This window comes from Arthrobacter sp. Dra40 (genome assembly GCF_059091905.1).
Genome location: NZ_JBNHHB010000028.1, coordinates 35,073 through 61,829, shown reverse-complemented (window position 1 = coordinate 61,829; position 26,757 = coordinate 35,073). Strand labels below are relative to the sequence as shown.

The window sequence follows — 26,757 nt, the reverse complement described above, 5'->3', positions numbered from 1 at the left end:
GAAGAATGCGCCGCTACCTTAGAACACCAAACGAAGGCAAAAACCGTGCGTACGTACACTCCGAAGCCCGGCGATATCAACCGCCAGTGGCACGTCATTGACGCCACCGACGTTGTCCTCGGTCGTCTTGCCAGCCAGACCGCAACACTGCTGCGCGGAAAGCACAAGCCGACCTTTGCTCCTCACATGGACATGGGCGATTTCGTCATCATCATCAACGCAGAGAAGGTTGCCCTGACCGGCGCCAAGCTCGAACAGAAGCGTGCCTACCGCCACTCCGGTTTCCCGGGTGGCCTGTCCTCCGTCAGCTACGCCGAACTGCTGGAAAAGAACCCGGTTCGCGCAGTTGAGAAGGCCATCAGGGGCATGCTGCCGAAGAACTCCCTGGCTGCCCAGCAGCTGTCTAAGCTGAAGGTCTACAAGGGTGCCGAGCACCCGCACGCTGCCCAGCAGCCGAAGACTTTCGAAATCACCCAGGTCGCCCAGTAGCGCCGGCCACCACTAGAAACTTAATTCAAGGAGAATCGTGGCTGAAGAGCTGAACACCGCTGCTGAGGGCGAAACCCTCACCAGCTACACCTCGGAATCATCCGAGGCGACCGAGACCGCCAAGAAGGAACGCCCGGCCCTGACCGTCGGCGGAGCTGCCGTGGGTCGCCGCAAGCAGGCCATCGCTCGCGTGCGCCTGGTTCCGGGTTCCGGCAACTGGACCATCAACGACCGGGAACTGGCGAACTACTTCCCGAACAAGCTGCACCAGCAGGAGGTGAACGATCCGTTCAAGATCCTGGATCTGGAAGGCGCTTACGACGTCATCGCCCGCATCCACGGCGGTGGCCCGTCCGGCCAGGCCGGTGCGCTGCGCCTGGGTGTTGCCCGCGCGCTGAACGAGATCGACCGCGAGAACAACCGCCCGACGCTGAAGAAGGCCGGTTTCCTCACCCGCGACGCCCGTATCATCGAGCGCAAGAAGGCCGGCCTCAAGAAGGCCCGCAAGGCACCCCAGTACTCGAAGCGCTAAACCGCTTCGGAAGTCTGTGCTTCCACCGCGAGGCCCCTCAGCATCTGCTGCGGGGCCTCGCGGCCGTTTAAGCTGCCGTGCGCGAACCGGCGCCCGGTCACTCAGCGCCCCACGCGCGGGCAAGCACCCGGGCCGGTGGCCGCTTCATATGACCGCCGACACGCTGTGAACCGTCTCGCCCGATCCCTGCCGTAAAATGATTCGCAATGTCTAGATTATTTGGTACCGACGGAGTCCGCGGCCTGGCCAACGGGTTGATCACTGCAGAGCTCGCGCTGGAAGTTGCCCAGGCCGCCGCGGTGGTCCTTGGCCACCGGCAAGTTGAGAGCGGCAAGCGCCCGACGGCGGTGATCGCCCGGGATCCGCGTGCCAGTGGCGAGTTCATCAGCTCTGCCGTGGAGGCCGGTCTGGCCAGTTCCGGCGTCGACGTGTTCGACGCCGGCGTGCTGCCCACACCCGCGGCTGCCTACCTGGTGGGGGACTTGAACGCCGACTTCGGCGTCATGATCTCCGCCTCGCATAACCCGGCTCCGGACAACGGCATCAAGTTCTTCGCCCGCGGCGGGCACAAGCTGCCGGACGAGGTCGAGGACGCGATCGAGCAGGAAATGTCCCGGCCGCGGCTGCGGCCCACGGGCGCTGACGTCGGACGGATCCAGCGCTTCTCCGACGCCGAGGACCGCTACATCCTGCACCTGCTGCAGACCCTGCCCGTCCGCCTCGAGGGCCTGAAGGTAGTCCTCGACTGCGCCCACGGTGCCGCCAGCGGCTGCTCGCCTGAAGTCTTCCGCGCCGCCGGTGCGGACATTGTGGTGATGGGTGCCGAGCCGGACGGGTTGAACATCAACGACGGCGTGGGCTCCACCCACTTGGAAAAGCTGCAGGCCGCCGTCGTCGAGCATGGCGCAGATTTGGGTATTGCGCACGACGGGGACGCCGACCGCTGCCTGGCCGTGGACGAGCGCGGGGAGGTGATCGACGGCGACCAGATCATGACGATCCTGGCACTTGCCCTGCGCGAAGCGGGGCGGCTCAAGGACGACGTCCTGGTGGCCACCGTCATGAGCAACCTCGGCATGAAGCTGGCGCTGCAGGAAGCGGGCATCCGGATCGAGGAAACCGCTGTGGGCGACCGTTACGTGCTGGAAAACATGCGCGCCAACGGCTACTCGCTGGGCGGCGAACAGTCCGGCCACGTCATCTTCTCGGACTATGCCACCACCGGCGACGGCGTGCTGACCGGCCTGCAGTTGGCCGCACAGCTTGCCAAGACGGGCAAGCCGCTGTCCGAGTTGTCCCGGCTGATGGTCCGGCTGCCCCAGGTCCTGATCAACGTCAAGGACGTGGACAAGGGCGCCGTCCAGACCAACCAGCCGCTCCAGGCGGCCGTCGAGGCTGCCTCTGCCCGACTGGGCGAGACCGGCCGGGTGCTGCTGCGGCCCTCCGGCACGGAGCCCGTGGTCCGGGTAATGGTGGAGGCCGCCGACATGGCGACCGCTCAGGCCACCGCCGAGGAACTGGCCCAGACGGTGAAGCAGCACCTGGCACTGCAGCCTGCCGACATCGACTAACTCCGGCGCCGACTATTCCCGGCGCGCCGGCTAACTCCTGCGCGCCGACTGGTCCCAGCGCGCTACGGCGACCCGGTCAAAACGTCAGGCCCTCCCGGCAGTGGTGCGGGACGGGCCTGACGATGTTTATTTGCCGGTTGCGGTGCTTGGTGGCTACATCCGGTTGCGTGCCTGAAGCGCGTCGCGGATCTCGGTCAGCAGCGCGATCTGCGGGTCCACGGCTTCTTCGGTCTTGTTGATGCCCAGGCGGCGGTTGCGCCGCTCGATCAGGTGGTTCATCGGGACCACCACCACAAAGTAGATCGCGGAGGCAATGAGCAGGAAGTTCACGATGGCCGTGAGCAGGACACCGAAGGCGACCTCATTGCCGTTGAAGTTCCAGAGCAGGAAGCTGTCGAAGTTGGGCGACCCGACCAGGCCGGCGATGAACGGCATCAGCACGCTGTTGACCAAGGCATTAACCACGGCGCCGAAGGATGCGCCGATGATCACCGCGACGGCGAGGTCAATGACGTTGCCCTTCAGGATGAATTCTTTGAACCCGTTGATCATGTCGCCCAATGTATCGCCCTTCCTCGGGCAGTCAGCGGATTCACGCCGCAAGCATCCGACGCCGTCACGAATAGCGGGGAGCGGGGGGAAGCCCGAAGTACTCCTCAAGCGAGTTGATGCCTCGTTTTGCCATCGTCCCAGCCACCTTCTTGCCCACGTAACGCAGGTGCCACGGTTCGGGCGAATACCCGGTCACAGCTTCTTCCCCGGGCGAGTAGCGGATGATGAACCCGAACCGCACGGCATTGTTGGCGACCCAGATCCCGGCAGCAGTGTCGGCGAAGCATTGCTGCAGGTTGCACGCTCCAGTGCTGTCGCCGATGTCCAGGGACAGGCCGGTCTGGTGCTCGGAATAGCCGGGGCGTGCTGAAATCATGTCCGCGGCGGCTTCGCTTCCGTGCTGGCGGACCCAGTGGTGGTAGGTGTCCATCTGGGTGGCATAGGAACGGAATCCGCTGACCATGACCATCGGCGCCCCGTCGGCCGCAGCCGCGCTGAACATCTCCTCGGTGGCGTCTGCCACGGCGTCACGCAGCAAAGCCGATTCGCCGCCGGTTGCGATGCTCACCGCCGGCCGGCGCAGGTCGTCGGGGTGGTAGTCCAGCGGGACCAGCGGCCGGAGCTTGTTAACGACGACGCCGATGCTCGCCGGATCGGTGTGGTTCTCCCGGGCACGGGCAGCGTCGTCGTTCTTCTTCTTGTTCTTCGCAGCTTTCGGGCTCTGTGACGGAACCGGCAGGGAAGTTGCGTCCTCTGAGGGACCCGGCGCGGCCGAGGTCGTAGTGGGGGAGGGGGTGGTTTCTTCCGCCGGAACGCAACCGGTGAGCAGGACCAGCACGGCGGCCAGGCCTGCGGCGAGCACCGGGGCCCTCAGAGCAGCCATATCAGGTTTTCCGCAGCAGCATCCTGCGGATCGAGTGGTCCGCATCCTTGGTGAGCACCAGTTGTGCCCGCCCGCGTGTGGGCAGCACGTTCTCCCTTAGGTTCGGTTCGTTGATCCGGCGCCAGATGCCCAGCGCCGTCTCGGTGGCCTCGGTGTCGGTGAGCGAGGCGTAGCGGTGGAAATAGGATTCCGGGTCGGCGAACGACGTCCGTCGCAGTTTGTGGAAGCGGTTGACGTACCACTGCTCAATATAGGAGGTCTTGGCGTCCACATAAATGGAGAAATCGAAAAAGTCGCTCAACGCCAGTCCGGTCCGTCCGTCCGCCCGCGGGCGCGCCGGAGCCAACACGTTCAGACCTTCAACAATCAAGACATCCGGGCGGTGGACCACCACTTCCTTGTCCGGCACGATGTCGTAGGTCAGATGCGAGTACCAGGGCGCCCGCACTTCTTCGGCACCGGACTTGACCTCGGACACGAACCGCAGCAGCGCCCGTTGGTCGTAGGACTCCGGGAAGCCCTTGCGTTCCATCAGGCCGCGCCGCGCCAGTTCGGCATTCGGGTAGAGAAACCCATCAGTGGTGATCAGTTCCACGTTCGGGGTGTCCGGCCAGCGGCGCAGCATCTCGCGCAGCACGCGTGCCGTGGTGGACTTTCCGACGGCGACCGAACCGGCCACGCCGATCACGAACGGGGTGCGGCGGGTGGTTTCGCCCAGGAACGTGGTGGTGGCTTTGTGCAGCTCGCCGGCCGCGCCCACATACAGGTTGAGCAGGCGGGACAGCGGCAGGTAGACCTCGCGGACCTCATCCAGGTTCAGGGCGTCGCCCAGGCCCCGGAGCCGCTCAATATCATCCTGGTCCAGGGGCTGTTCAATCTCGTTGGACAGCCGGGACCAGGTCTGCCGGTCCAGCTCAACGTATGGTGTGAAATTACTCTCACCGCTTGACGCCGTCGTCTTCGGTGTCGCATCAGTCACCTATGAATTGTGCCTGCTGCGGGTTTCAAATCCCAAAAGGCGCGCGACGGCGGCGCGCCGGGTTACGCCGCCAGCTCACCCTCAGCGGCTGATGGCCGGGCGAAGGGGACATGCTGTCAGCAGCTGGTCTGCGGGCAGGTACCCTTAACCCCATGTGTGGAATCGTAGGATATGTTGGCCGCCGCGACGGCGGGGCCGGAGTCGGCGTTGCTGATCACAGCGCCCTGGATGTTGTGCTCGAGGGTCTTCGCCGCCTTGAATACCGCGGCTACGATTCCGCGGGAGTGGCGGTCATTTCCGAGTCCGGAATCGAATCGCGGAAGAAGTCGGGCAAGCTGAGCAACCTGCTGGACGAACTTGAGGCCGACCCGCTGCCCGAGTCGCTGACCGGCATCGGCCACACCCGCTGGGCGACGCACGGCGGCCCCACCGACCAGAACGCGCACCCGCACCTGGCCGACGATGACCAGCTTGCCGTGATCCACAACGGCATCATCGAGAACTTCGCCGAACTCCGGGCGTCCCTTTTGGCCAAGGGCTACACGCTGCGCTCGGAAACCGACACCGAAGTGGCCGCAGTGTTGCTCGGAGACATTTACCGTTCGCTGGTGGCCAAGGACCCTGCCACCGCCACCTTGGCCAAAGCCATGCAGGCGGCCTGCCAGCGGCTGGAGGGTGCCTTCACCCTGCTGGCCATCCACCGGGACCAGCCCGACGTCGTCGTCGCTGCTCGCCGCAACTCGCCGCTGGTCGTGGGACTGGGCGAGGGCGAGAACTTCCTGGGCTCCGACGTTTCCGGTTTCATCGACTTCACCCGCCGCGCCGTGGAGCTGGAGCAGGACCAGATCGTCACCATCACCCCGGACGCCTTCGAAATCACGGACTTCTTCGGCAACACCGCCCAGGGGACCGAATTCGAGGTCAACTGGGACGCGGCTGCCGCGGAAAAGGGCGGCTACCCGTCCTTCATGGAGAAGGAAATCAACGACCAGCCCGAGGCTGTCGGCCAAACTCTGCTCGGCCGGGCCGACCTCAACGGCCGGCTGACCCTGGACGAGCTGCGGATCGATCCGGAGCTGCTCAAGACGGTCAGCAAGATCATCGTGCTGGCCTGCGGCACCTCGGCCTACGCCGGCCAGGTGGCGAAGTACGCGATCGAGCACTGGTGCCGGATTCCGGTGGAGGTGGAGCTTTCGCACGAGTTCCGCTACCGCGACCCGATCGTGGATGCGAACACGCTGATTGTGGCCATCTCCCAGTCCGGCGAAACCATGGACACCCTGATGGCCGTCCGCTATGCCAAGGAGCAGGGCGCCAAGGTACTGGCCATCTGCAACACCAACGGTTCAACCATCCCGCGTGAAGCCGATGCAGTGCTCTACACGCACGCCGGTCCGGAAATCGCCGTTGCCTCGACGAAGGCCTTCCTGGCGCAGATCACCGCAGCCTACCTGCTGGGCCTCTATCTGGCGCAGCTTCGCGGCAACAAGTTCCAGGGCGAGATCAGGGACATCCTGGCCGATCTGGGCAAGATCCCGGCCAAGATCCAAAATGTGCTGGACAACGCCAAGGACATCAAGGACCTGGCTGTCCGCATGGCGGACACCAAATCGGTGCTGTTCCTCGGCCGGCATGTGGGCTTCCCCGTCGCTATGGAAGGCGCGCTGAAGTTGAAGGAACTGGCCTACATCCACGCCGAAGGCTTCGCCGCCGGCGAGCTCAAGCACGGACCCATCGCACTGATCGAAGAAGGTCAGCCGGTCTTCGTGGTGGTGCCCTCGCCGCGCGGACGCAATTCGCTGCACTCCAAGGTGGTCTCCAACATCCAGGAGATCCGGGCCCGCGGCGCCAAGACCATCGTCATCGCTGAAGAAGGCGACACTGCGGTCAAGGACTTCGCGGAGTTTGTCTTCTTCGTGCCGGAGACGCCCACCCTGTTGGCTCCGCTGCTGACCACGGTTCCGCTGCAGATCTTCGCGTGCGCACTGGCGACGGCCAAAGGCTTCGACGTGGACCAGCCGCGCAACCTGGCCAAGAGCGTCACCGTCGAATAACAGGCAGCAGGCAAGCATGGCCACACGCCTCCTCTTTGCAGCGCCCCGATCCCCGTACAACAGGATCGGGGACTGCTCCGTTCCCCAGCGTCGGGTCCGCGCGGGGCGGGCAGCGCTGCGGTTGCGGGTGCGGCTGCTGTCGGTGCCGCCGGTGCGGTGCACGCTCCGCTCCGATTCGGAGCCCGCGCTGGCGCCCCGGTGCGCCCGCTCGCCGTGGGCCGTTCGGGCCGGAGCCGGGAAATGATCGTTGGCATCGGCGTGGACGTGGTGGAAGTTTCCAGATTCCGCCGGCAGTTGCAGCGCACCCCGGCTTTGCTTGAGCGGCTTTTCACCCCCGCCGAGCGTGAGCTCAATACCAGGTCGCTGGCGGCCCGCTTTGCCGCCAAGGAAGCGATCGCCAAGGCATTGGGCGCTCCCTCGGGAATGAACTGGCAGGACTGCACCATCTGCGTCGACGCAGGGGGAGACCCGTATCCGGAATTCACCGGCACCGTAGCCGCGGCGGCCAAGACCCGGGGTGTGAAGTACTGGCATCTGTCCATGAGCCACGACGGCGATCTGGCCACGGCCATGGTGGTAGCTGAGAAGTAGCGGTTAGCCGCCCGCCACCCGGTAATGCAAGTACACCACTCCATTGCCGAAGCGCCGCTCGTCCAGCAGCCTGAGATCCACTTTCATATCCTCCGCCAGGAAGCGCTTCCCGCCACCGACCACGACGGGCGAAACGAAAAACTGGCACTCATCGACCAGACCTGCCTTAAACGCGTGGCTGGCCAGATCCGGTCCGCTGATGCTCAGGTCTTCAGCTGCCTCGGTTTTCATGCGTCGTATGGCCTCCGGGTCAAACTCCCGCTCGATCCGGGTATGGGCGCTCGCGGCCTTTTCCAAGGTCCGGGAATAGACCACCTTGTCCTTGCGCAGCCACGACGCTGCGAAGTCTCGTTCGACGGCCGGAACGTCCGGGCCGGTTGGCACCCTTTCCCAGAAGACCATTACCTCATACATCCGGCGACCGAGAAGATACGTTCCGACACGATCCTCCAGGTCATTCACGAACGAATGAACTTCGTCGTCGGGCATGCTCCAGTCAAAGTTGCCGTTCTGGTCGGCAATGTAACCGTCCAGGGACATGATGGCCGAATACAACAGTTTTGCCACGATCACTCCTGGGCTGATCGGAAGGGCGGGGGCGTCGTCCCATTGTTCCCGACCTCGTCCGCCAGGGGAACGGGTTCAGCAATCGCCGGCGCCGCGGATCCCGCCTATTCCGCGCCAACAGCGCGATGTATTCTGCTGACACTGGCAGCAGGCCATGATCGAGGGAGAATGAGCCGTGACAGCACCGGACCAGTACGCAAGCGTCCGCTATCTGGTGGACGACGTGGGGGCGGCCGTCGACTTCTACACAAAGATTTTCGGCTTCACCGTCCACACGCAATTCCCCGGCTTTGCCGACGTGACGCGCGGCCCGCTGCGGCTGTTGTTATCAGGGCCGCCCAGTTCGGGGGCCCGCGCCACGCCGGCGGAGTATGCGGCCCCCGGGTGCAACCGCATCCACCTGATCGTCCAGGACCTGGACGCAGAGATCGGCCGGCTGCGCGGTGCGGGGCTGCAGTTCCGCAGCGACGTGGTGGAAGGCCCAGGCGGTCGCCAGATATTGCTCACCGACCCGGCCGGGAATTTAGTGGAACTGTTCCAGCCCGCACAGCAGGGAACGGAGTGACGGCGGACGCCCTCAGCCGCCGCCCAGGTTTTTGACGTACCCGTAGGCCTCGTCGACGACGCTGCGCCATAACTGCTCGGTGGCTGGCGCGTCGTTGGGCACCGCAGGGAAAGCCACCCATTCCTTCATCGTCCGTTGTCCCATGGTCACCGGTTCTGCCGCTCCGGAAACAACAGCAGTTTCTGCGCGCTGCCGTGGAATCTTGACGATCAGCCGGTGTCCGTGGCCCAGGAACGCGAAGATCTTTCCACCGACCCGCAGGCCAGGACTGCGGAACATGGTGCCGCTTTCAACCAGCGGGTCATCGGAAAACCGGCGGGCCAGAGCCTTGAGCAGGACAAGGTCCTGGTCGCCGTCTGACCGGGGCGGTTGCAACATCACATCCTCTTAGGCCCGAATAAAGATGGCGGAGGCCGCGGCGGATTCGACCATCAAGTCGCTCATGCCGACCACCAGGTACCAATAGGTGTGTCCGCGAACCGCGCCCGTGTCCACAAAACGCTCCGGATTGCCGCGGCGCCGGTGCACGCGCCGGAGCGCTCCGGCCTGGGAGGGGATCACGGCAGCCGCGGCGCCGTTGGATTCCCAGCGGTAGATGGCATAGTGCCGCGGCAGCGTCCCGCTGGTGGCGCCCCTCCAGATGAGTTCGACGGCGGTGCCGTTCCACCGTGCGCTGGTGATCAGCGGCGCGTAGGGTCGTTGGGCGCCCAGGTGGGACATCACCGGAGTCATGGCCACGCGCCGGTAGAACTTGTCCTTCACCAGGCCGATGCTGTTCAGCCGGTTGGCCCGGACCGAGGTGGCGGAGAAATAAACCTGCCCGCTGACCCCTGAGGTTGCCCGGCACTTGGCCGTGTGGTTGTAGAGTTCCCGCGGGTTCTGCCAAGCGGCTCCCTGGGCGGCGTCGCCCACTTTGTAGGCTCCCTCTCCGATGTAGAGCTTGCAGTTGGTGCCCTTGACCTGCGCCGCCCACCAATTCACCAGCGTGTTGTAGTCCGCGGCGGCATTGCCCTGGTGCCAGTAGAGCTGCGGGACCACATAGTCGATCCAGCCCTGCTTCACCCAGAGCCGGGAATCGGCAAACGTGGCGTCGTAACTCTGTAGGCCGGAGGTGGCCGATCCCCGGCTGTCGGTCGACTTGTTGCGCCAAATCCCGAACGGGCTGATGCCGAACAGCATCCGCGGCTTTGTGGCGAAAATCTTGGCGTTCAGGTCGCGGACGAAGCTATTGACGCTGCGCCTGCGGAAATCCGGCAGGCTCTCGCCCGCGCGCCGGTAGGTGTTGTAGGCGGCCGAGTCCGGGATGCTCTGCCCCGCGACCGGGTAGGGATAGAAGTAATCGTCCAGGTGGATGCCATCGACGTCGTACTTCGCCGCGACTTCCGCGATCACCTTGATGATGAAGCTGCGCACAGCGGGGATGCCGGGGTTGTAGTAGCGACGGCCTGCGAAGGTGAAGGTCCAGCTGGGATTTTTTCGGGCCGGATGCCAGGAAATCAGGTCGGCCAGATTGGTTGTCAGGGAGACACGGAACGGGTTGAACCATGCGTGCAAGTGCAGGTTCCGAGCATGCGCCTGGCTGATCGCGTAGGCCAGGGGATCGTAGCCCGGGTTCCGTCCCTGTGTGCCGGTCAGGTAGCGGGACCAAGGCTCGCCCGCAGCGGAGGGCCAGAAGACGTCTGCGGCCGGGCGGACCTGCAGCATGACGGCATTCAGGTTCCGGTTGCGGGCCAGATCCAGCCAGTTGCGCAGTTCGGTCTGCTGGGCCGCCGCCGTCAGGCCGGGTCGGGACGGCCAGTCGATGTTGAGCACGGTGGAGAGCCAGAAGCCGCGGAACTCGTGCTTGGGCATGTCCGTGACCCGGGCCGGTTCGCGGGCGGTGACGCGGTAGACCCTGTTGATGACCGCCGCCGCCAGGCTCAACTCGAGCGGGACTCCGGGGCCGCCGGCGGTGACCGCCCGGGAGAGACTGCCGCCGAGCAGGCCTGCCGCGCAGAACACGGTCAGGGCCGTCGCCGTGGTGAACTGGCGCCGGGTGACGGCGCCGCTGGATCCCGAACCGCCGCCAGTCATGGCCAGCCCCCGCTTCACCAGAACCTGATAGTAGGTCAACGATACGCCCGCAGCGACCCGGTCGACAGTAGTACCGGTCGTTGTGTAGGCCCGGTGGCGCCGACGTGCCCGGACGCGACCCTCAGGCCTCAGCTGTCAGGGCAATTCGGCGGGTCCGGGACACGGCGGATTCCGCGCGGTGCCGCGCTCCGTCGTCGTTGTCTGGCCTTTGTGACCGACGAACCGGGATGCCATTGTCCCGGCCATGGGGTAAGAAAGGATGAGGGGATCCCCATCGATGATCAGGAGTTGCGCATGGAAGTTTGGCCGGGAGACGCCTACCCGCTGGGGGCAACCTACGACGGCAACGGCACCAATTTTGCCGTGTTCAGCGAAGCAGCGGATGCCGTGTTCCTGTGCCTGTTCGACGACAACGGCGCCGAACAGCGGATCGAACTGAAAGACGTCGACGGCTACGTGTGGCATTGCTATCTGCCCCAGATCCAGCCGGGGCAGAAGTACGGTTTCCGGGTGGAGGGGCCCTACGATCCCGGCCAGGGGCTGCGCTGCAACGTGAATAAGCTGTTGCTGGACCCTTATGCGAAGGCCGTCAGCGGCCAGATCGACTGGGCTCAGCCGCTGTTCGGCTACAACTTCGGGGACGAGGACTCCCGCAACGACGAAGACTCGGCGGAGCACATGATGCTCGGCGTCGTCGTCAATCCCTATTTCGACTGGGACGGCGACCGTAAGCCGCGCACGCCGTACCACCGCTCGGTGATCTACGAGGCCCATGTGAAGGGCCTGACGCAGCTGCATCCGGAAATCCCGGAAGAACAGCGCGGCACCTACGCGGGCATCGCGCATCCGGCGGTGATCGGGCACCTGCAGAAGCTGGGCGTCACGGCAATCGAGCTGATGCCGGTCCACCAGTTCGTCAACGACAGCACGCTGCAGGACAAGGGACTGTCCAACTATTGGGGCTACAACACCATCGGCTTTTTCGCGCCGCAGAATACCTACTGCTCCTCCGGCGATACCGGGCAGCAGGTGCAGGAATTCAAGGCGATGGTCCGGGAACTGCACCTGGCCGGCATCGAAGTGATCCTCGACGTCGTGTACAACCACACGGCAGAAGGGAACCATTTGGGCCCCACGTTGTCCTTCCGCGGGCTGGACAACGGGGCGTACTACCGGCTGGTGGAGGACCAGCCGCAGTACTACATGGATTACACCGGCACGGGGAACTCGCTGAACGTGCGCCACCCCCATTCGCTGCAGCTGCTGATGGACTCGCTGCGCTACTGGGCGTCGGAGATGCACGTGGACGGATTCCGCTTCGACCTCGCCTCCACGCTGGCCCGCGAGTTCTACGACGTGGACCGGCTGTCGACCTTCTTCGAAATGGTGCAGCAGGACCCGATCGTGTCCCAGACGAAGCTGATCGCGGAGCCGTGGGACATCGGTCCGGGTGGCTACCAGGTGGGCAACTTCCCGCCGCTGTGGACCGAGTGGAACGGGCTGTACCGGGATACCGTCCGCGACTTCTGGCGGGGTGAACCCTCCACTCTGGGCGAATTCGCCTCGCGCATCACCGGCTCGTCCGATCTCTACGAGGCCACCGGCCGGCGTCCCGTCGCCTCCATCAACTTCATCACCGCCCACGACGGCTTCACCATGCGGGACCTGGTGTCCTACAACGAGAAACACAACCAGGCCAACGGCGAAGACAATAACGACGGCGAGTCGCACAACCGGTCGTGGAACTGCGGTGTCGAGGGACCCACGGATGACCCCGCGGTTCTTACCCTGCGGGCCCGCCAACAGCGGAACTTCCTGACCACTCTGCTGCTAAGCCAGGGCGTGCCCATGATCGCCCACGGCGACGAGCTGGGCCGCACCCAGCTGGGCAACAACAACGTGTACTGCCAGGACTCCGAGCTGTCTTGGGTGGACTGGAACAACGTGGACCAGCCGCTGCTCGAGTTCGTGGCCGCCATCAACCGGCTCCGGGCTGAGCACCCCACCTTCCGGCGGCGGCTGTTCTTCGATGGGAAGCCCGTCCGCCGCGGCGAGGGCGAACCGCTGAGCGACGCCGAGTGGCTGACCCCGGAGGGGACCCGCATGGAACCCGAGGACTGGGACGAGGCCCTCGGACGGTGCATCGGACTGTTCCTCAACGGGCACGGCATCCGCGGGCGCGACGACCGCGGGCAGCGGATCACGGACGAGCATTTTTTGGTGTATTTCAACGCCGACGACGACGATGTGCCGTTCGTCCTGCCGCCGCGGGAATATGCGCCGGCGTGGGACGTCATCATCAACACCGCCGGCGGCGAGGACCTGACCGGCCCGCTCAAGGCCGGGGAGATCGCGCCGGTGGCGGCGAAGTCCACCATGGTGCTGCGGGCCCACTCGGCGCCGGAAGAAGAACCCGACCATTCCGTGGCGGCCTCGGTGGCAGCCATGGCTGAGGCGGAACGGGCGGCGGAGCCCGAGCAGGCAGCGGAATCCGAGGAGGCCGCGGAATCAACCGCGCCGGAACAGGATTCTGGCCCTGCGGCTGAGCAGGCCGCCGACTCCGCTTTGGAACCGGCGGCCAAGGACAAGAACGGGAAGCAGAAGGGATGAGGGCCCCGGCGTCGACCTACAGATTGCAGATCAGGGAATCACTCACGCTGTATGACGCGGCGGACTTGGTGCCGTATCTACACAACCTCGGCGTCGACTGGGTGTACCTGTCGCCCCTGCTCACCGCGGAACCGGGATCCGACCACGGCTACGACGTAGTGGACTTCGGTGCGGTGGATCCGGCTAGAGGCGGGATCGACGGTCTGCGCGCGCTCTCGGCGGCCGCGCGGAAGGCCGGGCTGGGCGTCCTGGTGGACATCGTCCCGAACCACATGGGCGTGGGGACCCCGGCCAATAACCGCTGGTGGTGGTCGCTGCTGGCTGAGGGCCACGGGTCACGCTATGCCGAAGCGTTCGACATCGACTGGGACGCCGGCGGCGGAAAGATCCGGATTCCCGTGCTCGGCGACGGCGATGCGGAACTGGATGCGCTGGAACTGACCAACGGCGAGCTGCGCTACTACGAGAACAGGTTCCCGGTCGCCGCGGGGACGGCCGACGACGGCGCCACCGCACGGGAAGTCCACGAGCGCCAGCACTACCAGCTGGTGAACTGGCGCCGGGCCGACGCGGAGCTCAACTACCGCCGGTTCTTCGGCGTGAACTCCCTGGCCGGCGTCCGGGTGGAGGTGCCGTGGGTCTTCGATGAATCCCACGCCGAGATCAAACGCTGGTTCGACGAGGGCCTGGTTGACGGGCTGCGCGTGGACCATCCGGATGGGTTGGCGGACCCGAAGGGTTACCTGCAGAGGCTGCAGGAGCTGACCGGCGGCGCCTACGTGCTGGTGGAGAAGATCCTGGAGCCGGGGGAGACGCTGCCGGCGGACTGGGCGTGCGCGGGAACCACCGGGTACGACGCGCTGGCGGAGGTAGACCGGCTGCTGGTCGATCCCGACGGGCGGGAACGCCTAACCGAGGCGGCGCCGGTCCAGCCGTACCAGCACATGATCCATGACACCAAACGGGGAATCGCGGACGGCATCCTGCGTTCCGAGGTACTGCGCTTGGCGCGGCTGGTCCCGGCCGACGCGGGAGTGGACTTCGATATCGCCGCGGATGCGCTCGCGGAACTGCTGAGCTGCTTTCCGGTGTACCGGAGTTACCTGCCGGTCGGCGCCGAGTACTTGGAGGAAGCCGGAATCGCGGCCCAGGCGCGCCGCCCGGACCTCGCCGAAGCGATCACCACCCTGTTGCCGCTGCTGCAGCCGCAGGGAGTGCTGACCGAACTGGCGGTGCGCTTCCAGCAGACCTCCGGGATGGTGATGGCCAAGGGCGTGGAAGACACTGCGTTCTACCGGTACACGCGGCTGACCTCCTTGAACGAGGTGGGCGCCGACCCGTCCATCTTCGCGGTGGAGCCGTTCGAGCTGCACACACGGCTGATCCGCCGGCAGCAGGACCTGCCGCTGGCGATGACCACGCTTTCCACGCACGACACGAAACGCAGCGAGGACACCCGCGCCCGCATCTCGGTGCTCTCCGAACTGGCGGACCAATGGCCGGCGCGGCTGGCGGAGCTGGACCGGCTGGCTCCGTTCGGAGACCTGCCGTTCGCGGACCTGCTGTGGCAGGCGGCGCTGGGAGCGTGGCCGGTCAGCCGGGAACGCGCCCACGCCTATGCGGAGAAGGCGGCCCGCGAAGCCGGCAACAGCACGTCGTGGATCGACCCCAATGCCGATTTCGAAAAGCACCTGCATGCCGCCGTGGATGCGGCGTTCGACGACCCGGAGGTGAACCGCGTGCTGGTCGGACTGGTGGAGGAAACTGTGGCTTTCGGCCGGAGCAATTCCCTGTCCGCCAAGCTCATCCAGCTGACCATGCCCGGAGTCCCCGACGTCTACCAGGGCACTGAGTTCTGGGACCACTCGCTGGTGGATCCGGATAACCGCCGCCGGGTGGACTTCCAGGCCCGGCGCGTGGCGCTCGAGGATCTGGGCCGGGACGGGACGCCGCCGGTGGACGACGGCGCGGCGGCCAAGATGCTGGTGGTCGCCCGGGCACTGCAGCTGCGCCGTGACCGGCCGGAGCTGTTCACCGGCTACGAGGCCATTTCGGTACGGGGACCCGCCGCCGAGCACGCGTTCGGCTTCGACCGCGGCGGCGCGATCACGCTGGCCACCCGGCTGCCGGTACGGCTACAGCGGGACGGCGGGTGGCGGGACACCGCCGTCGTTATTCCGCCGGGGCAATACCGGGACGTGCTGAGCGGGCGGAGCCACACCAGCAACGGCGTTCTCCAGCTGTCCGGTGTGCTGGCCGAGTTGCCGGTGGCGCTGCTGGTGCGCGGGGCGGAACTGTCATGAGCAGGGACTTCGCGGTGTGGGCGCCGCGGGCCGGCACGGTGGAACTGCGGGCGGGCACCTCACGGCTGCCGCTGCAGGGACCCGACGGCGACGGCTGGTGGCGGCTGGTAGACACCGCAGCCGTGCCCGAGGGGGTGGCCGACTACGGCTACCTGCTGGACGGAGAGGACACGGCGCTGCCCGATCCGCGGTCGCGCCGCCAGCCGGACGGGGTGCACGGACTGTCCCGGACGTTCGACGCCGGGGCTTACCCGTGGCGGGACCAAGACTGGGTTTCCCCCGGGCAGGGCGGGGTGATCTACGAACTGCATATCGGCACCTTCACCCCCGAGGGAACACTGGATGCTGCCGCTGAGAAGCTCGACTACCTGGCCGGACTCGGCGTGGACTACGTGGAGCTGCTGCCGGTGAATGCGTTCAACGGAACACACAACTGGGGCTACGACGGCGTGCTGTGGTTCGCCGTGCAGGAGAGTTACGGCGGGCCGGCCGCCTACCAGCGGTTCGTGGATGCGGCGCACGCGAAGGGCATCGGCGTCATCCAGGACGTCGTCTACAACCATCTGGGTCCCAGCGGAAACTACCTGCCGCGGTTCGGGCCGTACCTGAGCAGCGGCAGCGCGAACACCTGGGGCGATTCCGTCAATCTGGACGGGCCGGGCTCGGACGAGGTGCGCCGCTTCATCACGGACAACGTGCAGATGTGGTTCCGCGACTACCACGTGGACGGGCTGCGGCTGGATGCGGTGCATGCGCTGCGGGACGAGCGGGCCGTCCACATCCTGGAGGAGATCGCGGCGGTCACGGACGACTGCGCGGCGGAGCTGGGCAAGCCGTTGTTCCTGATCGCCGAGTCGGACCTGAACAACCCGCGGCTCATCGAGTCCCGGGAGTCGAACGGCTACGGGCTGGCAGGGCAGTGGAGCGACGACTTCCACCACGCCGTGCACGTGAACCTCACCGGCGAAACCAGCGGCTACTATGCCGACTTCGCCGGACTGGGAGCGCTGGAGAAGGTGCTGCGGGACGGGTTCTTCCACGACGGCAGCTATTCCTCGTTCCGGGAACGGCACCACGGCAGGCCGATCAACAAGGAGCGGGTGGCGGCACCGCAGCTGGTGGTCTGCACCCAAAACCACGACCAGATCGGCAACCGCGCCGCCGGCGACCGGCTCACCGGCAGCCTCGGCTACGGGCAGCTGGCGCTTGCAGCGGTGCTGAACCTGACCGCGCCGTTCACCCCCATGCTGTTCATGGGCGAGGAGTTCGCCGCGTCCACCCCGTGGCAGTTCTTCACCTCGCACCCGGAACCGGAGCTGGGCGAAGCGACGTCCACGGGCCGGCTTAAGGAGTTCGAACGGATGGGCTGGGACCCGCGGGTCGTGCCCGACCCGCAGGACCCGGGCACCTTCCGCAACTCGAAGCTGGACTGGACGGAGCCGGACACCGGCGACCACGCGCGGATGCTGGAGCTGTACCGGCGGCTGATCGCGCTGCGGAAGCAGAATCCCGAGCTAACGGACCCGGACTTCGCGGCCGTGTCGGTGCAAACGGACCCGGACGCCGGATGGCTCATCCTGCACCGTGGCCCGTTGGCCATCTGCTGCAACTTCTCCACCGAGTCGCGCACCCTCCCGGCAAGGACGGGCACGGTGGTGCTGGCAACCGACGACGGCGCTGCCTTCGCCGCCGCGGACGCCGCCGGCACCGCGGGAGGTGCTTCGCCCGACGACCCCGGAGAGTCTGTCCGGCTGGTTCTGCCCGGCCACTCGGCCGCCATAGTCCGCAGCGGGGCCGCACGCTAGGATCGGCTTCATGACTGACGCAGAGGACTTGTTCGAAGGACCCGCCACCGGGCCGCCTCGACCTGTCTACTCCACCCGGGCGCTGTACCGGCCGGAGGCGGAAGGATCCGAGGTCCGGCACGTCGGCGGCTACGCACCGTTCGTCGGCTTTTGTGCCCGGCAGGGCGAAGACGCTGCCGGACTAGCGGCCGATCCGGTCCGGCTGCTGGAGTTCCTGCGGGACCATGCCGCCGCGCTGCTCGCCGAACCGGAACTGGGGAAAGCGGCGGAAGTGTTCACCGGCAACACCGTGGTGGCGCAGCGGCCGGACGCCCGGTGGCGCAGCGTGGAAGGCGGCATTACCGAGGCCGGGGACCACGAAATGAGCCTGGTCGTCCAGGGTTTGGTGGAGCGGCTGCACTCCGCCGACGCGAAACAGTTCGCGGAGTCCCTGGCGACCATCCGTGACTGGGCCGAGTCGGACCCGGAGCCGCTGCCACGGTTCGAGGAGCACGACGGGAATCTACCGCAGCCGGTTCCGTTGCCCGCCGGCTGGAAACCGTACGTTCGGCCGGACCTTCCGGTGGAGGTTTACCGCGATCCGGACGGAGAACAGATTCCCTACGGCACCCGGTGGGGCGATGGAGAGGCAGCGTCGGATTCCTACAGCGTCACCAGCAACACCGAGCGCTTCAGCGGCCTCCACGCCGTGGCCGACAGCCTGATTGAACATCTGGCCTCCACCTACGCGGCCAGCACCAGAGACGTCACGGCGGAAACAGCCGCCCGGATGCGGGGCCAAGTGAGCGTGCTCCGGGCGGTCCGGGTGGACCCCGCCAGCCCGGATGCAGCGCCCCTGGTCTTCACGTTTACCGATTTTCCCGGCGTCCTGCTGCACAGCGGTCTGCTGCACAGCACGCCGTTTCCGTCCTGCGGCTGCGACGCCTGCGATGAAACTTTGGACTCCGGGGCGACCGGGCTGGAGCAGCAGGTGCTTGCCGTGGCTGCCGGAGGCTTCGCGGAGCGCTACCCGTTGGGGAACCACCGGCGTGCCGAATACCAGTTGGTGCGGGTGGACGGCTCGGGCTGGGAGGGCGGCGGCGGCGAGCCCTCCCACGAGTACACGGACGACCAACTCTGCGAGGCCGAACGGACGCTGAAGTTGTTGTCGAACGGCTGGCAGCCCTGGCCGCTGCGGCAGCAGTGACTCGCCCTTCACCGTCCGACTGTCGCCCCAAGGTTGCCTGACCGAAAGGACTGCATGATCGAGGCCTGGACCCCGGACCAGATCCGTGCCGCCGAACGCCCGCTGCTCAACGACGGACAAGGGCCGGAACTGATGGCCCGCGCGGCGGCAGGGCTGGCCGCCGGCATCATCCGCGAACTCAAACGCGCGACCGGCCGGATCTATGGCGCCCGGCTGGTGGTGCTGGCCGGGAGCGGCAACAACGGCGGCGACGCCCTCTTCGCGGCGGCATCGGCAGCAAAACGCGGTGTCATGACGACGGCGGTGCTCACCTCGGAGCGGGTGCACCCGGAGGCGTATGCTGCCTTCGAGCGGGGCGGCGGCCGCGTGATCCGGCTGGATTCGGCGGCTGCTGTTGGCGCGTCGGGTCTGGCTGATGCGATCCGGGCGGCGGCAGGCGTCTGTGCGGCCGCGGACGTGCTGGTCGATGGGATCGTGGGCACCGGTGCCGCCGGCGGACTGCGCGGCCCGGCGCGGGAGCTGGTGCAGACGCTGCTGGATTCCGGCGAAGGAAACGGCCGCGGGACGCTGGTGGTGGCCTGCGACCTGCCCAGCGGTGTCGACGCGGAAACCGGCCAAGTGGACGGACCGGTGCTGCCCGCAGACCTCACGGTCACCTTCGGCGGGGCCAAGGCCGGTCTGTTCCTCGATCCGGCGGCAGCGCTCGCCGGCAGGATCGAGACCGTGGACATTGGCATCGGCCGACTGCTTCCGGAGCCTGCGCTTCGGCGGCTCGAAGCGCAGGACCTGGCCATGCTCTGGCCGGTGCCGCGGCGGACCGACCACAAGTACACCCGCGGGGTGCTGGGCATCGCCGCCGGATCCGCCTTCTATCCCGGGGCGGCGCTGCTCGCGACCAAGGCGGCGGCGGCCACCGGCGTGGGCATGATCAGGTTTCTGGGACCGCCGGAGGTGTGCCGGCTGATCAACCTGCAAACGCCGGAAGCCGTCTGTTCGCAGGGGTTGGTGGCGGATTCCCGTGTTCAGGCGTGGCTGGTGGGCCCTGGAACCGACGGGGACGAGGAGCAGCGCCGGCGCGCACGGGACGCCATCGCTTCCGGTCTGCCGGTGGTCGCCGATGCCGGGGCCTTCGACGTGCTCCCGGCTGAGCTGGGACCGCATGTGGTCCTGACCCCACACGCCGGCGAACTGGTGCGCATCCTTGAAGCACAGGGCGTGGCGACGGACCGGAACCATGTTGAAGCCTCGCCCGCCGAATTCGCCGCGCTGACAGCAGGTCTCACCGGCGCCACCGTGCTGCTCAAGGGCGCCGTGACAGTGATCGCCGCACCAAACGGCCTCCTGTTCTGCCAAGACGACGGGCCCGACTGGCTGGCCACGGCCGGATCCGGCGACACGCTCGCCGGGATCCTCGGAACCCTCGCAGCGACCGTCCGGACGGAGCAGCTGGACGCGGCCGGATTCGGGGAGCCAGAGCGCTGGGCGGTGGTTGCCGCCATGGCCGCCTGCCTCCACGGCCTGGCCGGGGCGGAGGCAGCGCGACGCGGCGAAGTGGCATCGGCGCCGGAACCGGGCGCGACGCAGGCAGGCAGCGGGCGGAGCGCACCGCCGTCGTTATCCGAGCGGGGCCGGCCGCTGGCGGCCTCCGATATCAGCGCCGCAGTCCCTTCGGTGGTGGGCCGGATCATCGCCGGTCGGAACCAGTAGCCGCACGTTGGCAGGAGGGTGGGATGTGGAACGGCGCAGGGTCCCGCGCGGCACCGGAAAAATGGCTTCCCCGGGGTACCCGGCTTGGCCTGTTTCAACTACGCTTTAGGCACGTGTTATCCGCACCGTAGGGGCCGGGGCGGAGCACTGGAGTCATGATCCTCCGGAGGGATGGCAACCTCATGTAACCACCAATGGGCCGGGGGCAGTCCCGTGGTTCATCCGGCGACAGTAAGCGGCAGCGGCGCCAGAATGCCGGGGGCCCCGCCAAAGCCGTTGATCGATGACAGGCGGACGCGCCTTCCGCGTCCGGGCCACCCGGAAATCACGGAAGCACCTTAGTGATGAAAACTTCAGCAACATGGCGGGCGTGGTTGATGATCGCCGGCGTTCTTTTGGGACTTCTCGCCAGCATGGGCTTGGCAGCGCCAGCCGGTGCCAGCACGCTTGCCGCGACGGCTTCGCCTTCCCAAGCGGAGAGAGGCAGCGCGGACCTGTCGCTGCGCAGCCTCGGTGGGGGCGGTTACCGGGTACGGGGCTCGGCCTACGAAGCCAACCGCGTCCATGTCTGGATTGTCAATGTCTCCCGGAGCCGGGCCGTCGATGAGTTCTACGTCCAGACCCATCACGGCGACTTCACGGCCCGCCGCGGCGGCTTGCAGTGCGGCCGCACCTACAAGGCCGTCAGCTACAGCAGCGGTGACGGCTGGGTGTCGAGTAGCAAGGTCAGTTTCCGCTGCTAGCACCACCAGCCACTCCAAGCCCTCAATCAGTATCCCGCCAAGGGGTACCCGGTGATGGGGAGGACGGGAGGTCCCGGTCCTTCCCGTCGCTTTGTCGTCATCCGAGCGGGGCCGGACGCTGAAGGGTTTTCGCTATCGGCTGCCCAGTCCCCGCGGGTGTGGGCAGGATCATCGCCGGTCGGCACCTGCTGGCCCTCGATGGCATGATGAGGGGATGGCGTTTGAAGCTGAACAGAACCGGTACCAGAACATGCCCTACCGCCGGGTGGGACGAAGCGGCCTGAAACTGCCCGCCGTATCGCTGGGGCTCTGGCACAATTTCGGCGACGACAAGCCGTTTGAGGTACAGCGTGCCATCCTGCGCCGGGCCTTCGACTTGGGCGTGACCCACTTCGATCTGGCCAATAACTACGGTCCGCCCGAGGGTAGCGCCGAGACGAATTTCGGCCGGCACATGCGCGAGGATTTCTTGCCGTACCGCGACGAACTGGTCATTTCCACCAAGGCGGGCTACCTGATGTGGCCGGGGCCGTACGGCGAATGGGGTTCGCGTAAATACCTGCTGTCCAGCCTCGATGCCTCGCTGAAGCGGATGGGGCTGGACTACGTGGACATTTTCTACAGCCACCGGCCGGATCCCAACACGCCACTGGAGGAGACGATGGGTGCGCTGGACCAGGCGGTCCGTTCCGGCAAGGCCTTGTACGCCGGCATCTCCTCCTACACGCCCGAACAGACCCGGGACGCCGCCCGCATCATGCGCGCACTCGGAACGCCGCTGCTGATCCACCAGCCGTCCTACTCCTTGCTGAACCGCTGGGTGGAAGATGCCACCCCGAGCCTGCTGGAGGTGCTGGACGAGGAAGGCATGGGCTGCATCGCGTTCTCGCCGCTGGCCCAGGGAATGCTCACGGACCGCTACCTGAAGGGGGTCCCAGAGGATTCCCGCGCGGCACAGCAGAAGTCGCTGTTCCCGCAGATGCTCTCCGAAGAGAACCTGGACCGGGTGCGCGGGCTGAACCAACTGGCGGAGAGCCGCGGCCAGTCGCTCGCGCAAATGGCCATCGCCTGGGTGCTGCGCGAGCAGTCGAAGGGGGCCCCGGTGGCTTCGGCGCTAATCGGGGCGTCCAGCGTCGCGCAGTTGGAGGACAGCCTCGCTGCCGTAGCCAAACTCAATTTCACCGGCGAGGAAACCGACGCCATTGACCAGTTCGCGGTGGACTCCGACATCAACATCTGGAAGCCGAAGAGCTAGACCGTGGACCGTCCGGCCGCGACAGACGAGACGCCCGTGGACGTCAGTCTCACCGACGCGGCCGCGCTGGATTTCGATCAGGTGCTCGCGTTATACGACTCCGTCGATTGGACCGCCTACACCTCGTCGCCGCAGACAGTCTCCGCTGCCCTGTCCGGTTCCGCCGCCATCGCAGTTGCCCGCGCCGGCACCGAGCTGGTTGGGCTTGCCCGGGTGGTATCCGACGGGGCGTCGATCTGCTATCTGCAGGATGTGCTGGTCCGTCCGGGCTTCCAGCGTCGGGGGATCGGCCGTCGGCTGGTGCAGCTGGTATTGCAACCGTTCTCGCACGTCCGGCAAAAGGTCCTGCTGACGGACGACGAGGCCGGCCAGAAGGCGTTCTACGAATCGCTCGGCTATTCGCAGGTCACGGATAACGACGGCGGAGCCCTGCGCGCCTTCGCCCGGTTCGACGCCTGACGCCCCGGCTGCCGTGGCGACCGACGGCGGGGGAGCTTCCCGAGGTTCTTGCTTAGGGAACGCGGAGGCCATGGAGCGCATGCGTCTTGATGGCCGCGTATTCGTCGGCCGAGATCGTGCCCTTATCCAGCAGGGATTTCGCCTTCGCGATCTCGTCGGAGGGACTGGTCCCGGCGACGTCCCCAATGTATTTGTTGACCACGTCCTGTGTGTTCAGGGCGCGTTGCTGGCTTCTTTCGGCCATGCCGGTTCCCCGCGCTATGAGATAGACCAGCACCGTGAGGAAGGGGAGGAAAATCATGAAGACGATCCATACAGCCTTCCACCAGCCATTGAGCGAGCGGTCTCTGAACAAGTCGGCGACGACGGAAAACAGGGTAATGAGGTAGGCGACGAACGCGACCGTCCAAAAGAGGAACCAGAAGAAGTCCCAAAAGTCTTCCCATAAGCCCACGATCAGTCCTCTCGGTCGCACCTCGGAGCCAAAGGCCGCGGGATGCACTATCCCGCCACGTTTCCGGCGTTCTAGGCTTAAGGATCGTCGTCCATCGTTGGAGCCACCTCATCCATTCCGGGTGAGGTGGGTGGCGGCGGACCTCTGTCGGCTCTGCTACCTCCTTCCGGCTCGTCTGGCCGTCTGGTCGCTGACAGGTATTCGCGTCCTTCCTCGGAAGGAGCACCGCCGTCGTGCTCCTCGTCTACGGCAGGGGCAGCCCCGTGGCCATCGAACGCAGGCAACCCTGAAAACCTCTCAAGCAGACGGGGATCTGAATTCACCCCCGATGGGTGAAGCACACCCCCAGCGGCCCGACTCACACTTGAAGAGTCTGTTGACCTGTCCGTCAATGGCCGACGGCGCCGGCCCCACCGGCATCCAAGAGAGGAACAGTCAATGTCGAAACAACACCCGGTTCTGATAGGAACTGCAGCCTTAGGGCTGGCCGTGGGGATGCTGACGGGCTGCTCTGCCAGTCCCGAGGAGAATGTTGCGAAAGCATGCGGGGCATCCGATGCCTTCGCAGCTGCTTTGCAGAACTTTCGAGAGACCCTGACGCCGGATGCCACCATCGAGGAGATCCGCTCGGCACGGGAAGAGGTCAGCAATACCTACAACGATCTCAAGGGGGCAACCACAAACGTGGCGAAGGACAGGACCGACGCACTAGCTTCCGCAATGGGCGAGCTTAAGTCTGCCGTGGACGACGTTCCCGATGACGCCACCGTTCGGCAAGCGGTTACTTCCTTGAAGAACGAAGCAGACAACGTCAAAACCGCTCGTGACGGAGTAGCGAGCGAGCTCAACTGTTAAGTCCGATGCCTCGAGGGCTGGTTGGTCCAGGACCGGCAGAAGCGACCCGCGGTCTGCCGGGGACCGCCGCCACCGTCCCCTTCTGACGACACATCCGCGCCCCTAGACTACGACTAGCGGCGAAGGAGGGGGCAATGGAGCCTGAATCATCGGGACCCGAAGCATCCGAACCGGTCTCGCGTCCTGGCATTCCCCGCGCTACCACCATCCTGCTGGCCCTGGGCGGCGCGACCGTCGCAGCCTTCGGAATCGCAGCGATCCGCGGGATCTTCACACCGATCTTCCTGGCGTTGGTGATCACCATCTGCGTGCATCCGGTTCGGCTCTGGATGCAGCAGCACGGAGTCCCACGGGGAATTGCCACCGGAGCCACCATCGCCGCGGGATTCGCCGTACTGATAGGCCTTACTGCGGTATTGATGACAGCACTCGCTCAGTTCTCCGCGCTGCTGCCGCAATATGCCCCCCAGCTGCACCAATTGGGCGCCTCGATCGCCCAAATGCTGGAGTCCGTGGGAGTCGGCTCCGAGCAGGCGCAGAGTGTACTGCAGACATTCACGCCCGGCCGCATTATTGGGTTTATCACCGACTTGCTCGGGAACATCACGGGTCTGGTCGGCGTCCTCGTGATCATCCTGACAATGCTCATCTTGATGGCGGTTGACGGAGGGCGGATGGCCGCCCTGCTGAACCATCTGCAGTTTCATCGGCCGGCCATGGCCACTGCCTTAAGCGGCTTCGCTGTTGACGTACGCCGGTATACAGTGGCCACTACCATCTTGGGAGCCGCCCAAGGCCTGTTCAACTGGCTCGTCCTGTTCATCCTGCAGGTCCCTGGCGCCATGGCCTGGGGCGTCTTGTCGTTCATCTGCAGCTTCATTCCCAACATCGGTTACTTCATCGCCATTATCCCGCCGCTGGTCTTTGGTGCCCTGAGCGGAGGCTGGCCCGTTGTCCTGGCCGTCATCCTCACCTATGGCGTGATTAACAGTGTCATCCAGTCGATTATTCAGCCCAAATACATTGGCAATGCGGTGTCGCTGAGCGAGACTTTGACCTTTGTCTCGGTTCTTTTCTGGGCCGCCGTCCTCGGAGCGGTCGGTGCCATCCTCGCCGTTCCGCTCACCCTGCTGGTCCGCACCATGCTGCTCGACTCGGACCCGTCCAAGGTCTGGCGTCGGGCTTTGACGGGGGACAAGAAGGACATCGAATCCGCCCTGAAGCTCGAAGACGACGCCATCCGCGCCCGCCGCCCACGGCGGAGACCGCACCGCCCGCACTCCGATGGCACACGCGGGAAATGATGTCCCGCCAAGCTGCCGTCAGGGCCGGGTGAGCACCGAATGCTGCAACTCATCGTGAGCCTTGTGCCAGTCGCTGTAGCCGGGGCGATGAGCACGGTGCCCGCCGGTATCACCATCATCATTCTGCTCGCGCCTCATCCGCGACGGCGTGCCTTGGCGTTCTTGATAGGAACCATCACCGGATCGGTCGTGATCGTCGGTCTATCCTCGGTTGGGCTCGGGTTCATGTCGGTCATTCCGCGGTGGAACGAGGATGAGCTGACGGCAGCGGTGGGCCTGTTAATCGGAGCTTTCCTGATCCTCTACTCCGTTTACCTTTTCGGGCGAAAAGGCAGGCGGGAGAGCGCCATGCTGGGCAAGATCACCGCAAGGTTCCGGTCCGCCCGCACGTGGGAATTCATCGGACTGGGCCTGGGACTGAATCTGCGTCCGAAGGCACTCGTGCTGGCCGTCACCGCCGGGGTGCTGATCAGCGTCCAAGAGCCGTCGCCCCTTGAGGGAACCTTGTTGGTTCTCGGCTATGCAGTTGTCGCCCAGTCTGCGGTGGTGCTGCCGATTACCTATTGGGTGCGCGCCCCGGAACGAGCCGAAGGGCAACTGGCGGCTGCCTATGCCTGGCTGCAACGAAACGGCCGAACGGTGACGGCGGTGACGATACTCGCCATGGGCGTGTTAATCGCCGGCTACAGTCTTCTCCAACTGTGAGGCCGGCGAGACGGAAACACGGAACCGGAGAGCTGCGGCTCGCGAATTATGAAAACCAGGTGCCGGGCGGTCCCGCAACCAGCAGGACGCTGAAGACCACTGCCACCGCTGCGAGAGCCACCACGACGGCGGTGACTGGCTTGGTGAGGACCCACGCCTGAAGCTTCTCCAGTAAACCCTGAGGCCGTTCGCCGCCGGCAGCCAGCCGCCATCCGCCGTCTAGTCTGCCGCGGCGGTCCATCGCCCGTTCCATGGGAATCGTGGCATACGGGACGAAGGCCGCGGCCAGAGCCAGCGTGCCCTGGCCGAGGGACCATTTCTGGTTCACCCAGGTGAAGCAGGTGCTGGTCACATAGCAGAGGAACACGAAGCCGTGCAGGCCGCCGCCGATACTCACTCCGAGTTCGGTGGTGTGGGTGCCGTATTTCAGCACCAGACCGGCCAGAAGCAGGGTCCAGGTGACAGCCTCTGCTAAAGCGACGGTCCGGAACAGGGTGCGCGGAGACACATGCGGT

25 protein-coding genes are annotated in these 26,757 nt (G+C 66.0%); 17 read left to right on the top strand and 8 right to left on the bottom strand.

Annotated elements, in window-relative coordinates; all coding sequences use genetic code 11:
* Window positions 1-45: 45 nt before the first annotated feature.
* The 3 genes from rplM (at window position 46) to glmM (ending at window position 2,592) form a co-directional block, all read left to right on the top strand.
* On the top strand, window positions 46-489 hold the full coding sequence (gene rplM / locus AC5RWT_RS14225; RefSeq protein ID WP_494045959.1) for a 50S ribosomal protein L13: 444 nt from the start codon (window positions 46-48) through the stop codon (window positions 487-489).
* A gap of 37 nt (window positions 490-526) precedes the next feature.
* The gene (gene rpsI, locus AC5RWT_RS14220) at window positions 527-1,021 is read left to right on the top strand and encodes a 30S ribosomal protein S9 (protein WP_205754396.1); all 495 of its coding nucleotides are present in this window, start codon (window positions 527-529) and stop codon (window positions 1,019-1,021) included.
* A gap of 206 nt (window positions 1,022-1,227) precedes the next feature.
* Complete coding sequence (gene glmM, locus AC5RWT_RS14215; protein ID WP_494080739.1) at window positions 1,228-2,592, top strand: phosphoglucosamine mutase; 1,365 nt, start codon at window positions 1,228-1,230, stop codon at window positions 2,590-2,592.
* Window positions 2,593-2,745: 153 nt separating this feature from the next.
* On the opposite strand, the gene mscL is transcribed toward glmM, so the two are convergent.
* The 3 genes from mscL to coaA form a co-directional block, all read right to left on the bottom strand.
* Window positions 2,746-3,144 carry a large conductance mechanosensitive channel protein MscL gene (gene mscL, locus AC5RWT_RS14210; RefSeq protein WP_494080738.1) on the bottom strand — a complete coding sequence of 133 codons (399 nt, stop codon included), beginning with the start codon at window positions 3,142-3,144 and terminating at the stop codon, window positions 2,746-2,748.
* 64 nt (window positions 3,145-3,208) lie between these two features.
* Entirely contained in the window at window positions 3,209-4,027 is an 819-nt protein-coding gene (locus AC5RWT_RS14205) for a M15 family metallopeptidase (protein ID WP_494080737.1), read from the bottom strand.
* 1 nt (window position 4,028) lies between these two features.
* Window positions 4,029-5,006 carry a type I pantothenate kinase gene (gene coaA, locus AC5RWT_RS14200; protein ID WP_494045963.1) on the bottom strand — a complete coding sequence of 326 codons (978 nt, stop codon included), beginning with the start codon at window positions 5,004-5,006 and terminating at the stop codon, window positions 4,029-4,031.
* Between the two features lie 152 nt (window positions 5,007-5,158).
* Between coaA and glmS the strand changes: the two genes are divergently transcribed.
* Together glmS and AC5RWT_RS14190 are read left to right on the top strand one after the other, a co-directional pair.
* Complete coding sequence (gene glmS, locus AC5RWT_RS14195; RefSeq protein ID WP_494080736.1) at window positions 5,159-7,060, top strand: glutamine--fructose-6-phosphate transaminase (isomerizing); 1,902 nt, start codon at window positions 5,159-5,161, stop codon at window positions 7,058-7,060.
* Between the two features lie 240 nt (window positions 7,061-7,300).
* On the top strand, window positions 7,301-7,651 hold the full coding sequence (locus tag AC5RWT_RS14190; RefSeq protein ID WP_494080735.1) for a holo-ACP synthase: 351 nt from the start codon (window positions 7,301-7,303) through the stop codon (window positions 7,649-7,651).
* Between the two features lie 3 nt (window positions 7,652-7,654).
* Here the strand turns inward: AC5RWT_RS14190 and AC5RWT_RS14185 are convergent, their stop codons facing one another.
* A complete protein-coding gene (locus AC5RWT_RS14185; protein ID WP_494080734.1) occupies window positions 7,655-8,218 on the bottom strand; it encodes a dihydrofolate reductase family protein in 564 nt (187 codons plus the stop codon).
* Window positions 8,219-8,393: 175 nt separating this feature from the next.
* Between AC5RWT_RS14185 and AC5RWT_RS14180 the strand changes: the two genes are divergently transcribed.
* Window positions 8,394-8,783: a VOC family protein gene (locus AC5RWT_RS14180; RefSeq protein WP_494080733.1), complete on the top strand. Its 390-nt coding sequence runs from the start codon at window positions 8,394-8,396 to the stop codon at window positions 8,781-8,783.
* Window positions 8,784-8,795: 12 nt separating this feature from the next.
* On the opposite strand, the gene AC5RWT_RS14175 is transcribed toward AC5RWT_RS14180, so the two are convergent.
* Together AC5RWT_RS14175 and AC5RWT_RS14170 are read right to left on the bottom strand one after the other, a co-directional pair.
* The gene (locus tag AC5RWT_RS14175; RefSeq protein WP_494080732.1) at window positions 8,796-9,161 is read right to left on the bottom strand and encodes a hypothetical protein; all 366 of its coding nucleotides are present in this window, start codon (window positions 9,159-9,161) and stop codon (window positions 8,796-8,798) included.
* Between the two features lie 9 nt (window positions 9,162-9,170).
* Window positions 9,171-10,895, bottom strand: a complete 1,725-nt coding sequence (locus AC5RWT_RS14170; RefSeq protein WP_494080731.1) for a glycoside hydrolase family 10-like protein — start codon at window positions 10,893-10,895, stop codon at window positions 9,171-9,173.
* Between the two features lie 255 nt (window positions 10,896-11,150).
* Between AC5RWT_RS14170 and glgX the strand changes: the two genes are divergently transcribed.
* From glgX to AC5RWT_RS14130, 8 genes are all read left to right on the top strand, one after another.
* Window positions 11,151-13,466: a glycogen debranching protein GlgX gene (gene glgX / locus AC5RWT_RS14165; RefSeq protein WP_494080730.1), complete on the top strand. Its 2,316-nt coding sequence runs from the start codon at window positions 11,151-11,153 to the stop codon at window positions 13,464-13,466.
* Entirely contained in the window at window positions 13,463-15,769 is a 2,307-nt protein-coding gene (gene treY, locus AC5RWT_RS14160; RefSeq protein ID WP_494080729.1) for a malto-oligosyltrehalose synthase, read from the top strand. The genes glgX and treY overlap by 4 nt, the downstream gene beginning before the upstream one ends.
* Window positions 15,766-17,574: a malto-oligosyltrehalose trehalohydrolase gene (gene treZ, locus AC5RWT_RS14155; protein ID WP_494080728.1), complete on the top strand. Its 1,809-nt coding sequence runs from the start codon at window positions 15,766-15,768 to the stop codon at window positions 17,572-17,574. The genes treY and treZ overlap by 4 nt, the downstream gene beginning before the upstream one ends.
* 10 nt (window positions 17,575-17,584) lie before the next feature.
* The gene (locus tag AC5RWT_RS14150; RefSeq protein WP_494080727.1) at window positions 17,585-18,760 is read left to right on the top strand and encodes a DUF6226 family protein; all 1,176 of its coding nucleotides are present in this window, start codon (window positions 17,585-17,587) and stop codon (window positions 18,758-18,760) included.
* A gap of 54 nt (window positions 18,761-18,814) precedes the next feature.
* Window positions 18,815-20,467 (top strand): NAD(P)H-hydrate epimerase, encoded by a 1,653-nt coding sequence (locus AC5RWT_RS14145; protein WP_494080726.1) that lies wholly within the window; start codon window positions 18,815-18,817, stop codon window positions 20,465-20,467.
* A 344-nt stretch (window positions 20,468-20,811) separates the two neighbouring features.
* Window positions 20,812-21,210: a hypothetical protein gene (locus AC5RWT_RS14140; RefSeq protein WP_494080725.1), complete on the top strand. Its 399-nt coding sequence runs from the start codon at window positions 20,812-20,814 to the stop codon at window positions 21,208-21,210.
* A gap of 214 nt (window positions 21,211-21,424) precedes the next feature.
* Window positions 21,425-22,465 (top strand): L-glyceraldehyde 3-phosphate reductase, encoded by a 1,041-nt coding sequence (gene mgrA / locus AC5RWT_RS14135; protein ID WP_494080724.1) that lies wholly within the window; start codon window positions 21,425-21,427, stop codon window positions 22,463-22,465.
* Window positions 22,466-22,468: 3 nt separating this feature from the next.
* Entirely contained in the window at window positions 22,469-22,924 is a 456-nt protein-coding gene (locus AC5RWT_RS14130) for a GNAT family N-acetyltransferase (protein WP_494045976.1), read from the top strand.
* 52 nt (window positions 22,925-22,976) lie between these two features.
* On the opposite strand, the gene AC5RWT_RS14125 is transcribed toward AC5RWT_RS14130, so the two are convergent.
* On the bottom strand, window positions 22,977-23,378 hold the full coding sequence (locus tag AC5RWT_RS14125) for an SHOCT domain-containing protein (RefSeq protein WP_494080723.1): 402 nt from the start codon (window positions 23,376-23,378) through the stop codon (window positions 22,977-22,979).
* 438 nt (window positions 23,379-23,816) lie between these two features.
* Between AC5RWT_RS14125 and AC5RWT_RS14120 the strand changes: the two genes are divergently transcribed.
* The 3 genes from AC5RWT_RS14120 (at window position 23,817) to AC5RWT_RS14110 (ending at window position 26,242) form a co-directional block, all read left to right on the top strand.
* Entirely contained in the window at window positions 23,817-24,233 is a 417-nt protein-coding gene (locus tag AC5RWT_RS14120) for a hypothetical protein (RefSeq protein WP_494045978.1), read from the top strand.
* A 134-nt stretch (window positions 24,234-24,367) separates the two neighbouring features.
* Window positions 24,368-25,537 carry an AI-2E family transporter gene (locus AC5RWT_RS14115; RefSeq protein WP_494045979.1) on the top strand — a complete coding sequence of 390 codons (1,170 nt, stop codon included), beginning with the start codon at window positions 24,368-24,370 and terminating at the stop codon, window positions 25,535-25,537.
* A 54-nt stretch (window positions 25,538-25,591) separates the two neighbouring features.
* On the top strand, window positions 25,592-26,242 hold the full coding sequence (locus AC5RWT_RS14110) for a GAP family protein (protein ID WP_494045980.1): 651 nt from the start codon (window positions 25,592-25,594) through the stop codon (window positions 26,240-26,242).
* A 46-nt stretch (window positions 26,243-26,288) separates the two neighbouring features.
* Here the strand turns inward: AC5RWT_RS14110 and AC5RWT_RS14105 are convergent, their stop codons facing one another.
* Entirely contained in the window at window positions 26,289-26,750 is a 462-nt protein-coding gene (locus AC5RWT_RS14105; RefSeq protein ID WP_494045981.1) for a DUF3817 domain-containing protein, read from the bottom strand.
* Window positions 26,751-26,757: the final 7 nt, after the last annotated feature.

What these genes read in the sequence shown, in the direction of transcription:
- AC5RWT_RS14120 (WP_494045978.1), top strand. Translation starts at nt 23,817, where the DNA reads ATGTCGAAACAACACCCGGTTCTGATAGGAACTGCAGCCTTAGGGCTG.
- AC5RWT_RS14190 (WP_494080735.1), top strand. Translation starts at nt 7,301, where the DNA reads ATGATCGTTGGCATCGGCGTGGACGTGGTGGAAGTTTCCAGATTCCGC.
- treZ (WP_494080728.1), top strand. Translation starts at nt 15,766, where the DNA reads ATGAGCAGGGACTTCGCGGTGTGGGCGCCGCGGGCCGGCACGGTGGAA.
- AC5RWT_RS14150 (WP_494080727.1), top strand. Translation starts at nt 17,585, where the DNA reads ATGACTGACGCAGAGGACTTGTTCGAAGGACCCGCCACCGGGCCGCCT.
- glgX (WP_494080730.1), top strand. Translation starts at nt 11,151, where the DNA reads ATGGAAGTTTGGCCGGGAGACGCCTACCCGCTGGGGGCAACCTACGAC.
- AC5RWT_RS14175 (WP_494080732.1), bottom strand. Translation starts at nt 9,161, where the DNA reads ATGTTGCAACCGCCCCGGTCAGACGGCGACCAGGACCTTGTCCTGCTC.
- mscL (WP_494080738.1), bottom strand. Translation starts at nt 3,144, where the DNA reads ATGATCAACGGGTTCAAAGAATTCATCCTGAAGGGCAACGTCATTGAC.
- glmM (WP_494080739.1), top strand. Translation starts at nt 1,228, where the DNA reads ATGTCTAGATTATTTGGTACCGACGGAGTCCGCGGCCTGGCCAACGGG.
- AC5RWT_RS14115 (WP_494045979.1), top strand. Translation starts at nt 24,368, where the DNA reads ATGGAGCCTGAATCATCGGGACCCGAAGCATCCGAACCGGTCTCGCGT.
- mgrA (WP_494080724.1), top strand. Translation starts at nt 21,425, where the DNA reads ATGGCGTTTGAAGCTGAACAGAACCGGTACCAGAACATGCCCTACCGC.
- AC5RWT_RS14140 (WP_494080725.1), top strand. Translation starts at nt 20,812, where the DNA reads ATGAAAACTTCAGCAACATGGCGGGCGTGGTTGATGATCGCCGGCGTT.
- AC5RWT_RS14145 (WP_494080726.1), top strand. Translation starts at nt 18,815, where the DNA reads ATGATCGAGGCCTGGACCCCGGACCAGATCCGTGCCGCCGAACGCCCG.
- glmS (WP_494080736.1), top strand. Translation starts at nt 5,159, where the DNA reads ATGTGTGGAATCGTAGGATATGTTGGCCGCCGCGACGGCGGGGCCGGA.
- AC5RWT_RS14205 (WP_494080737.1), bottom strand. Translation starts at nt 4,027, where the DNA reads ATGGCTGCTCTGAGGGCCCCGGTGCTCGCCGCAGGCCTGGCCGCCGTG.
- treY (WP_494080729.1), top strand. Translation starts at nt 13,463, where the DNA reads ATGAGGGCCCCGGCGTCGACCTACAGATTGCAGATCAGGGAATCACTC.